The 9393-nt window shown below is 58.1% G+C and carries 10 protein-coding genes; 6 read left to right on the top strand and 4 right to left on the bottom strand.

The features are described from left to right. Positions 1–351: 351 nt before the first annotated feature. Together ACP7B7_RS31260 and ACP7B7_RS31255 are read right to left on the bottom strand one after the other, a co-directional pair. A complete protein-coding gene (locus ACP7B7_RS31260; RefSeq protein ID WP_426079304.1) occupies positions 352–612 on the bottom strand; it encodes a thermonuclease family protein in 261 nt (86 codons plus the stop codon). A gap of 12 nt (positions 613–624) precedes the next feature. Further along, positions 625–849, bottom strand: coding sequence for a thermonuclease family protein (locus ACP7B7_RS31255; RefSeq protein ID WP_426079303.1), 225 nt, complete (start codon positions 847–849; stop codon positions 625–627). An 848-nt stretch (positions 850–1697) separates the two neighbouring features. Here ACP7B7_RS31255 and istA point away from each other — a divergent pair. Both istA and istB read left to right on the top strand, forming a co-directional pair. After that, complete coding sequence (istA, locus tag ACP7B7_RS31250) at positions 1698–3197, top strand: IS21 family transposase (RefSeq protein ID WP_426079302.1); 1500 nt, start codon at positions 1698–1700, stop codon at positions 3195–3197. Continuing rightward, positions 3187–3954, top strand: a complete 768-nt coding sequence (gene istB, locus ACP7B7_RS31245; RefSeq protein WP_426079301.1) for an IS21-like element helper ATPase IstB — start codon at positions 3187–3189, stop codon at positions 3952–3954. The genes istA and istB overlap by 11 nt, the downstream gene beginning before the upstream one ends. A gap of 387 nt (positions 3955–4341) precedes the next feature. Here istB and ACP7B7_RS31240 read toward each other — a convergent pair whose 3' ends face one another. Continuing rightward, on the bottom strand, positions 4342–5361 hold the full coding sequence (locus ACP7B7_RS31240) for a GlxA family transcriptional regulator (protein WP_426079300.1): 1020 nt from the start codon (positions 5359–5361) through the stop codon (positions 4342–4344). Between the two features lie 136 nt (positions 5362–5497). On the opposite strand from ACP7B7_RS31240, the gene ACP7B7_RS31235 reads away from it, so the two are divergent. The 4 genes from ACP7B7_RS31235 (at position 5498) to ACP7B7_RS31220 (ending at position 8893) form a co-directional block, all read left to right on the top strand. Beyond that, positions 5498–6604 (top strand): S-(hydroxymethyl)glutathione dehydrogenase/class III alcohol dehydrogenase, encoded by a 1107-nt coding sequence (locus ACP7B7_RS31235; RefSeq protein ID WP_426079299.1) that lies wholly within the window; start codon positions 5498–5500, stop codon positions 6602–6604. Between the two features lie 9 nt (positions 6605–6613). Beyond that, entirely contained in the window at positions 6614–7474 is an 861-nt protein-coding gene (gene fghA / locus ACP7B7_RS31230) for an S-formylglutathione hydrolase (protein WP_426079298.1), read from the top strand. Beyond that, positions 7471–8046, top strand: coding sequence for an S-(hydroxymethyl)glutathione synthase (gene gfa / locus ACP7B7_RS31225; protein WP_426079297.1), 576 nt, complete (start codon positions 7471–7473; stop codon positions 8044–8046). Before fghA ends, gfa begins: the two co-directional genes overlap by 4 nt. A 64-nt stretch (positions 8047–8110) precedes the next feature. Next, entirely contained in the window at positions 8111–8893 is a 783-nt protein-coding gene (locus ACP7B7_RS31220) for a ZIP family metal transporter (protein WP_426079305.1), read from the top strand. Between the two features lie 168 nt (positions 8894–9061). Here ACP7B7_RS31220 and ACP7B7_RS31215 read toward each other — a convergent pair whose 3' ends face one another. Beyond that, entirely contained in the window at positions 9062–9247 is a 186-nt protein-coding gene (locus tag ACP7B7_RS31215) for a hypothetical protein (protein ID WP_426079296.1), read from the bottom strand. Positions 9248–9393 lie beyond the last annotated feature (146 nt).

Genomic DNA, 9393 nt, shown 5'->3' with positions numbered 1-9393 from the left:
TTGTTGTCATGTTCAACTCCTCAGGTGGTGTATTTTCCACCTATCGAGGTGTCCGAGCAAATTAGACCACAGCAACCGGCCGAAACTGGACGTCGAAAAAGTCCTGCGAATGTCATTCGCCAACGTCGCTGTGCCGCCGCGAGGATTGATATGAACGATGTGCGAACCGTCAGGGGGCCGCTCGTGCGCAACCCACCGACCAATCTCCAGCATCCATGCAATCTTGCTTCCTTTCACGACGCTTGCCATGCGAACCTCCAAAAAATTTTACACGTTTCTAAACTTCCGCACCAACCAGCGCGGAACGGCCGATGCGAACGCGAACTGCGTCGCCTCAGCAGCGGCGCCGCGTCAATCCCGCCGGCGAAACTCCCACGGCGGAACCGCTAGGGAATCACGCCACAATCCCCTCCCCGCCGCCCTCGCCGCACCCTCGGCAGCGTCATAGCTTGCGTCCACTGTATAACGGCGATACATCCACGCCATGCCTCGAACCAACTGCTCACGGTTGATATCCAACCCGTCGACGTTAACTTTACAGATCGATCTCCCGTAGCGGTCGCGCCCCGAAAAGCCGATCTCGGCAATTCGATCGAAAATCAGTTCGGACAATGATGCCTTCGATTACGCCCCGTACGCCTGATGTTTTTCCGGCGCATCGATCCCGTAAAGACGGCACTTGACCATGCGCTTATCATCATCGATAACAGTGATCGTATCCCCGTCGGCGATGCTAATGACCCTATACGAGGCGGCGCCCGCGCTGTAGCTAAACACACAGGCCACGGCAACCACAACGGCATGCCAGGCCACTTTCGAAGGACGGATGATCGGAAAACAAAACGGCATGCTCTTCTTCCCAATACTAGACATAAATTCAATGTTATCAGTGTACGCAAGCGGCAACCGCTAGGATTTTTCCCATTTTCCGCCCTACCCCGTCTAAAAAACTAGGCGAATGACTTTCGCACGCGAAACTCCATTTCAAGCAGAAACGCTAACAAAACGCTCTTCGCACTCTCGTGCGATTGCGATCCAACGATAAAGCCGTTGGACCGCCTGCGTTAAGGGGGTTCTCGTTGAGAACTAAAACCGTAACCCCAACACCTCCCTCCGCTTGGAGACTCGACACAGCAATCAACCGTCAAAAATCGGTCTCTCTACTGCCAACACATCACCAATCTGAATAACGATCTCACCGCTCAACCCGGGCGAAAGGCCCGCAGTTACCTGATGAGCAGCATATTTAACAGCCGGGCTCGCCGTCAGGGCGCGTCCGATGGCGGCGGCCGCCGGGATTCCGACCTCCGTGAGAATGTGTTTGTAGTTGGCGACCGTCTGCCTGGCCAGCCCCCGCCGCCCGGCTGACCGATGCCTGCGTGATCTTCTGGCCCTGGATCCAAAGCTTCCTGCACGCTGCCCGGACCTTCGACTCCGTCGCATTCTGGCGGATGCCGTGCGTTCGGCCTGCCGCAAGGCGCTGCCGTTCATCGAGCGCTAGATCGGGATCGAGCTGCATCACGCCCCGGTGGCAGTGTCCCGACCCTGAATAGCGCTCCCAGGTCCAGCGCGCCACCGACTTGACTGTCAAACAGCGTGCAAAACTTTCCAGATTCGGGGTGGAAACAGCGTCCAATAGTTTCCACCTCAGTATGTAACCATCCGGTATTTCGCCGGAGGTATCTGGAGTGTTTTACATGGACATCATTTACGAAATCCGCCGGCGCCATCTGGTCCAGAAGCAGACGATTTCCGCCATCGCCAGGGAGATGGGCATCTCAAGGCCAACGGTACGCCGGCATTTGAATACGGTTGAGGAACCCCGCTATGCACGTATGCAACCGGTCTCGCCCAAGCTTGGGCAGTTCGAGGCGCAGCTGACGCAGTGGCTGGAACTGGAGGCAAAATTGCCGAGGCCGCGCCGCCGTTCCGCCCATCGTCTCTACGAGGGCTTGCAGGAACTGGGCTATGGCGGTGCTTACGACAGCGTCCAACGGTTTGTGAAGCGCTGGAAAGCGAGCCACCATGGTCCCAAGCTGACGGAAGCATTCATCCCGTTGGAGTTCGCGCGAGGCGATGCCTGCCAATTCGACTGGAGCCACGAGCAGGTGGAGTTGGCCGGCGTGCTGCAAACGATCAAGGTGGCCCATTTTCGGCTGGCCTACAGCCGCCAGATGTTCGTCGTCGCGTACCCGCGCGAGACCCAGGAGATGGTGCTAGAGGCACACAACCGGGCCTTCGCATTCTTTGGCGGTGTGCCGGCTCGTCTCATTTACGACAACCTCAAGACCGTCGTCGACGCCGTCTTCACCGGCAAAGAGCGAAAATTCAATCGCCGCTTCCTGTGCCTGGCCAAGCACTACTTGTTTGAGCCGGTCGCCTGCACGCCGGCCTCCGGCTGGGAGAAAGGTCAGGTCGAGAACCAGGTCGGCAATGTGCGCGAGTGGCTGTTCACGCCGCTGGCCCGCTTCGCCTCCTTTGCCGAACTCAATGACTGGCTGGCACAGCGCTGCCGGGAGTTGGCGCAACGCCTGCACCCCACGCAAAGCGAGCGTACCATTGCTGCCTGTTTTGCCGACGAACAGCCGTTGCTGCGGCCGGTCACGGCGACGTTCGACGGCTACGTCGAGGACATGATGCGTGTTTCGTCGACCTGCCTGGTACGGGTCGATCGCAACCGCTACAGCGTTCCCGCCAGCGCTGCCGGGCAGGCCGTATCGGTGCGCAGAACGGCCGATCACGTCCACGTCGTCGCCGACGGCGAGCTGATCGCCGCGCATCCGCGGCGCTACGGTCGTGACCAGTTAATCTGCGATCCCTGGCACTACCTGCCAGTGCTTGAAAAGAAACCGGGCGCACTGCGCAATGGCGCCCCTTTCATCGCATGGGAATTGCCCAAGCCGATACAACTGGTACGCGACCGGATTCTCAAGCAGCCCAAGGGCGACCGCGCCTTTGTCGAACTGCTGATGCTCGCTGGCGAGGCCGGCCTTGATGCCCTTACAGTAGCGTGCGAACTGGCACTGGAGTGCGGCATCGTCAGCGCCCCCGTCGTGATGAACGAATTGCGCCGGCTCATCGCGCCCCATCTGCCGGCAGCGGCGATCGCCGTGCCCGATAGTATTGCGTTGACGATGGAGCCGCTGGCCAATTGCCAACGTTATGACTACCTGCTGGGATCGACCAATGTCCATTGACCTGTTGAACCAACTGAAGGCACTGCATCTCTACGGCATGGCTACCGCCTGGAATGAATTGCAGTCCGAGAAGCCCAAACAAGCCCATCGGCCGGAACTCTGGCTCGAACGTATGCTCGTCGCCGAGCAAACCGATCGGCAACTCAAGAGCCTGCGCTACCAGCTCAAATCGGCTCGCTTCCCCATCCACCGCGACTTGCTCGGCATCGATTGGAACGAAACGCCGCTCGCGCAAGCGCTAGTGGAACAACTGGCCACGGCGGCCTTCATGGAAACGGCGCACAACCTGATTCTGGTCGGCGGCACCGGCACGGGGAAAACGCATCTGGCCACGGCGATCGGCGTGGCTGCCATCCATCAATCCAAGCGCGTGCGCTTCTTCAATGCCGTTGACCTGGTGAACCTGCTGGAGCGGGAAAAGGCTCTCGGCAAGGTCGGCAACTTGGCCAAGCAGCTGTGCCTGGTGGACGCCGTCATTCTCGATGAACTGGGCTATCTGCCGTTTCCGCCGTCGAGTGGCGCCTTGCTGTTTCACCTGGTCAGCCAGCTGTATGAGAAGACGTCCCTGATCATCACCACCAATCTGTCGTTCGGAGAGTGGGTGCAGGTCTTTGGCGACGCCAAGATGACAACGGCCTTGCTGGACCGCATCACGCACCATTGCGAAATCCTGGAAACCGGCAACGATTCCTACAGATTCAAACAGCGCAAAGGTCGCGCTCAGCGGCCTTCAAAAGTGGAAAGTATTGGACGCTGAAAGGTGGAAAGTTTTCGACGCTGATTGACAGCCCCCGACTTTAGGAATTGGTACATGTAACGGCTCGCGTTTGAAATTGACCATGCTCGCATTCGACGCGTTTTCCGGCTCAGATTTACTGCAAATGACGGAAGGGCCATGCTCACGCTGTCTGCAAACGTGCTCACAATCGACCGCGCTTAGCTCGCATTCAGCGGTAGCGTGCTCGCGCTAACTGCAAATGAAATATGCCTACGCCGGCAGGCCGAATTCGACTCAAAGCTGCCACTTGAAGACTTGAAGCGTTGCACATATGATGTTGAACGCTGACACCGGGTGGGGTGATTAGCTCATGTGGCGTACCCGCCTCGGATTTTTTCTAAATATATCAGAGCAAGGTTTACGGGCCTACGGGCCTACGGGACCTGATGTTACGCCAGTCGTTGCAAACCTTTCTCGATAAATCTTAGGCGCTATGCCAAGTTTTTTCAGAAAGACACGGCGCATGTGCGCTTCGTTGTTAAAGCAGGCGCGCGCCGCTACGGCCTTCAACGGCAAAGCGATGTCTGCAAGCAGTTGTGTAGCGCGTTCAAAACGGCAAGTCTCAATGAACTCTTGCGCACTCATTCCAACCTCGTGCTGAAACACACGTGCAAAATGGCGTTCGCTCATTATGGCTTTCTCGGCCAACTGTGCCACCGACAGGCGTTCATGCAGGTTGTCGAGTATCCAGCTTTGTATTCCACGGATATTCGGCTTGGTTGTCCGCTCACTGAGCAAGTGGGCGCTAAACTGCGATTGGCTACCTGGGCGCTTAAGATAAACTACCATCTCAGTTGCTACTTCCAGCGCTAATTCGCGTCCATAGTCGTGCTCTACCAGTGCCAGCGCCAAATCCATTCCGGCCGTCACGCCTGCGGAAGTCCAGACATTGTCGGAGCAAATGAAGATGGCGTCCGCATCGACCTCCACTGCGGGAAAGTCAGTTTGCAACCGGTCTGCCACGCCCCAATGTGTGGTAGCACGCTTACCATCAAGAACGCCTGCAGCGGCGAGGAAGAATGCTCCCGAACAGAGCGAAGTAAGGCGGTCAATACGTGGTGCCGCCTCCGCTATCCAGTCGATGATCGCGGCGCTTTCAATCAACGCATCGTGGATGTGGCGTGCTCCGACGACGATCACTGTGTGCGGTATCGACAGGGTATTGATTACCTTGGTCGCATCAAGTGACATCAGTGTATCGGAACGTACCTGGCCGAGTTTAAACGACGCCACGCGCACATCGTAGCCTGGCGCCAGACCGCGTCGTTGCCGGTGCAAATTAGCGTATTCGAACACTGACATTGGACCGATGGCCTCTACAGCCTTGAAGCCAGGGTAAACAACAATATCCACCGTGATGGCACTACTTGATACAGATTGTTTCATGGCGATGGGCTAAAGCAAATATCCGGTCATTATTGCATCAAATCCTGCCATTCTCGGACAAGCTCGGCCACCCAAGGCGCATGAGCTTGCACAATGATCTCGTTCAAAACATTTATCGTACCAGAGAGATCATCACATGAAAACCAAAGCAGCTATTGCCTGGCGCGCTGGCGCGCCACTGACCATCGAAGAAGTCGACCTGGAGGGCCCACGTGCCGGCGAAGTGCTGGTCGAACTGAAAGCGACCGGCATCTGCCATACCGATTACTACACCTTGTCCGGCGCCGATCCAGAAGGGATTTTCCCGGCAATTCTGGGCCATGAAGGCGCTGGCATCGTGGTCGACGTCGGCCCGGGCGTGACCTCCCTGAAAAAGGACGACCACGTCATTCCGCTGTACACCCCGGAATGCCGCCAGTGCAAATTCTGCCTGTCGCAAAAAACAAATCTTTGTCAGGCAATCCGCTCGACGCAAGGCCGCGGTCTTATGCCGGACGCGACCAGCCGTTTCTCGATCGACGGTAAGCCTTTATTTCACTACATGGGCACGTCGACCTTCTCGAACTACATCGTGGTACCGGAAATCGCTCTGGCGAAAATCCGTGAAGATGCCCCGTTCGACAAGGTCTGCTACATCGGTTGCGGCGTCACCACCGGTGTGGGCGCCGTCCTGTTCTCGGCCAAGGTCGAAGCGGGCGCCAACGTGGTCGTGTTCGGCCTGGGCGGTATCGGCCTGAACGTGATCCAGGCTGCCAAGATGGTTGGCGCCGACAAGATCATCGGTGTCGACATCAACCCGGCCCGCCAGGAAATGGCACGCAAATTTGGCATGACCCACTTCGTGAACCCGAAAGAAGTCGAGAACGTGGTCGACGCGATCGTCCAGATCACCGACGGCGGCGCCGACTACAGTTTTGAATGCATCGGCAACACCACCACGATGCGCCAGGCACTTGAGTGCACCCATAAAGGCTGGGGCAAGTCGTTCATCATCGGCGTTGCTGCTGCTGGCGAAGAAATCTCGACCCGTCCATTCCAGCTGGTCACCGGCCGTGAATGGCGCGGTTCGGCCTTCGGCGGCGCTCGTGGCCGTACCGATGTCCCAAAAATCGTTGACTGGTACATGGAAGGCAAGCTCAACATCGACGACCTGATCACGCACCGCTTGCCGCTTGAGCGCATCAATGAAGGTTTCGACCTGATGAAGTCGGGCGAGTCGATCCGTTCCGTCGTTCTCTACTAAGGGACCGCGATGCTTGAACTGATCAGCGAACAAGCCTGCTTCGGCGGCGTGCAGCGTTACTACCGCCACGATTCATCTGTGATCAAGCTGCCGATGCGCTTTGGGGTGTTCCTGCCGGCTCATGTCAAGAGTGGCCCGGCCCCGGCCGTGTTTTTCCTGGCAGGTTTGACCTGTACCGAAGAGACCTTCGCTGCCAAGGCCGGTGCCCAGCGCAAAGCAGCCGAACTCGGGCTGATCCTAATTACGCCCGATACCAGCCCGCGTGGCGCCGGGGTGGCGGGAGAAACCGACAGCTGGGACCTCGGTGCCAGCGCCGGCTTCTATGTCGATGCGCTTGAGGCGCCATGGTCCGAACACTACCGGATGCATAGTTATCTGCTCGAACTGCGGGTGCTGGTCGTGGCCGAACTTCCCGTTATCGAAGAGTCGGTCGGCATCATGGGCCACTCGATGGGCGGCCACGGCGCGCTGGTCCTGGCCCTGCAGCATCCAGGCCTTTTCAAGTCGGTGTCGGCCCTGGCGCCGATCTGCGCCCCGGCGCAGGTTTCATGGGGCGAGAAGGCCTTCGGCACCTACTTCGGGCCACGCTCGCAGATGTGGCTGGACCACGACGCAAGCGCCTTAATGGCCGCAAGCCACAACCCGTTCCCAAAAGGGATCCTGATTGACCAGGGCCTGGACGACAAATTCCTGGCCGAACAGCTCTCGCCACAGGCATTTGAAGCCGCCTGCACGGTCGCCGGCCAGCCGCTGACGCTGCGCCGCCACGCCGGGTACGACCACAGTTATTACTTCATCGCGACGTTTATCGATGACCACTTGAATTTTCACCGCGAAGCTTTGGCTTCAATAGAAGGAGTAGCACCTTGAGTACAGACATCAATATCCATCCTGCCATTGGCGCCAACCGTGCACCGGCAGTATCTGGCTTTGCCGGCGGCAAACTGGCATGCAACTGCGCCACCGACAAGGTCGAAGTGACCATCGGCGCGCAGACGGCCTTCAACCATGCCTGCGGTTGCACCAAGTGCTGGAAGCCCGCCGATGCGTTGTTCGCGCAGATCGCCGTCGTTTCGCGCGATAAAGTCACCGTGACCGCCCATCCTGAAAAACTGGCGATCGTCGATGCCAGCGCCACCATCGAGCGCCACGCGTGCACCACGTGCGGCACGCACATGTATGGGCGTATCGAAAACACGAAGCACGCCTTCCACGGCCTCGATTTCGTGCACACCGAACTGTCGAAGGAGACCGGTTGGTCTCCAGTCGAATTCGCGGCGTTCGTGTCGTCGATCATCGAGTCGGGCACCAAGCCTGACGACATGGCCGCCGTCCGTGCGCGCCTGGCCGAACTTGGCCTGCCGTACTACGATTGCCTGTCGCCGACGCTGATGGACCTGCTCGCTGCCAACGCAGCCAAAGCCGCCGGCGTCCTGCAGTAATTACGCACTAGCTTTGCCGCGCGGGGTGTTCTTCCGGTGGCTCACCCAAACTGGAAGACCATTCATGGACGTTACACTCCGCGCTATCCTCCTGACCACGACCCTGTCGGGCGTGATCAGCATTTCCGCCGCTGCTTTTTTATCCTTTGGCCTGCTGGCGCGCATGGCCGAGCGCATGCTCAGCCTTTCGGTCGGCATCATGCTGGCGACGTCGCTGCTACACGCCTTGCCTGAAGCGCTGCACGCGAAAGTCCCGCCCGAAAGCCTGTTTGCCACCCTGTTGGCGGGTCTGCTCAGTTTCTTTTTGCTTGAAAAAATCGCAATACTGCGCGCCGGGCCGGAGCCCGAGTCACCGCTGCAACCCGCGCTGGCGCACGGTCACCATCACGGCCACCATCACAGTCATGGCGAACGCAGCGGGGCCATGGTCCTGCTAGGCGACGCCCTTCACAATTTCACCGACGGCATCATGATTGCCGCCGCATTTCTGGCCGACCCTGGCCTGGGCATACTGACGGGGCTTGCGATCGTCGCGCACGAAATCCCGCAGGAAGTGGGCGACTTCGTCGTCCTGCTAAATGCCGGTTATTCGCGCGCCAAGGCTTACCTGTTCAACCTGCTATGCAGCATGATGGCACTTGTCGGCGGCGTGCTGGGGTTTTATACGCTCGACAAAGCCAGCAGCTTGGTGCCGTATGTGCTGGCCTTTGCATCAGCCGGCTTTCTGTATGTGGCGATCAGCCACCTGATGCCCCAGCTGCAGCGTAAGGCGACGCTGGCGGAAACCTTGCCGCAGCTAAGCTTAATCGCCATCGGCGTGCTGGGCGTGGCGCTGTTGATCGATTGAAACAACCCATACCATAGCGCGTGCTCCTAAAATGCGTAGAAAGTCGAGTTTTCGCCGGACCCCGGCGGTCGATTCAGCATAGTAGATTGCCAGCATGAAAAGTCACGGACTTTACGACAGGCCGCAACCCAAAGCGGTCGGTCGGGATTCCTCAAGTCGCCTAAAAAATTACTCGTTAGCTTTTTGACGGAAGGCAGTCGATTCCCGTTCAGCAATTAACTCACGAAGCGCGATAGCCGCCTCTTTGTACAGCGAAGGTGAATTTAATTTTTCACGCAAAAATTCGAGAGACATCGGATGAAATCTATCCTTATACTCCCTCACTTTTTCAAAATGTTTGTCCCGTTTGCTCATCTTGTTTCTGTATGCCCCCTGAATTATCCATGAGGGATGCGCTACAGGCTTAATGTAGCGACGCAATGACTGTGGTGGTCAAGTAATTTCGGACACAACGATAGGTTCACGTGCTGCCATTTTCCGTTCGTAGACGGTGGGCGGCA

The sequence above is a fragment of the Janthinobacterium sp. PSPC3-1 genome, assembly GCF_049896105.1.
GTDB lineage: Bacteria > Pseudomonadota > Gammaproteobacteria > Burkholderiales > Burkholderiaceae_D > Janthinobacterium.
This window is presented reverse-complemented; position numbering and strand designations above follow the sequence as displayed.

Excerpts from the sequence above, each read along its gene's own strand:
- ACP7B7_RS31240 (WP_426079300.1), bottom strand. The coding sequence starts at position 5,361 with ATGAAACAATCTGTATCAAGTAGTGCCATCACGGTGGATATTGTTGTT.
- ACP7B7_RS31255 (WP_426079303.1), bottom strand. The coding sequence starts at position 849 with ATGCCGTTTTGTTTTCCGATCATCCGTCCTTCGAAAGTGGCCTGGCAT.
- ACP7B7_RS31235 (WP_426079299.1), top strand. The coding sequence starts at position 5,498 with ATGAAAACCAAAGCAGCTATTGCCTGGCGCGCTGGCGCGCCACTGACC.
- ACP7B7_RS31220 (WP_426079305.1), top strand. The coding sequence starts at position 8,111 with ATGGACGTTACACTCCGCGCTATCCTCCTGACCACGACCCTGTCGGGC.
- istB (WP_426079301.1), top strand. The coding sequence starts at position 3,187 with ATGTCCATTGACCTGTTGAACCAACTGAAGGCACTGCATCTCTACGGC.
- istA (WP_426079302.1), top strand. The coding sequence starts at position 1,698 with ATGGACATCATTTACGAAATCCGCCGGCGCCATCTGGTCCAGAAGCAG.
- ACP7B7_RS31215 (WP_426079296.1), bottom strand. The coding sequence starts at position 9,247 with ATGAGCAAACGGGACAAACATTTTGAAAAAGTGAGGGAGTATAAGGAT.
- fghA (WP_426079298.1), top strand. The coding sequence starts at position 6,614 with ATGCTTGAACTGATCAGCGAACAAGCCTGCTTCGGCGGCGTGCAGCGT.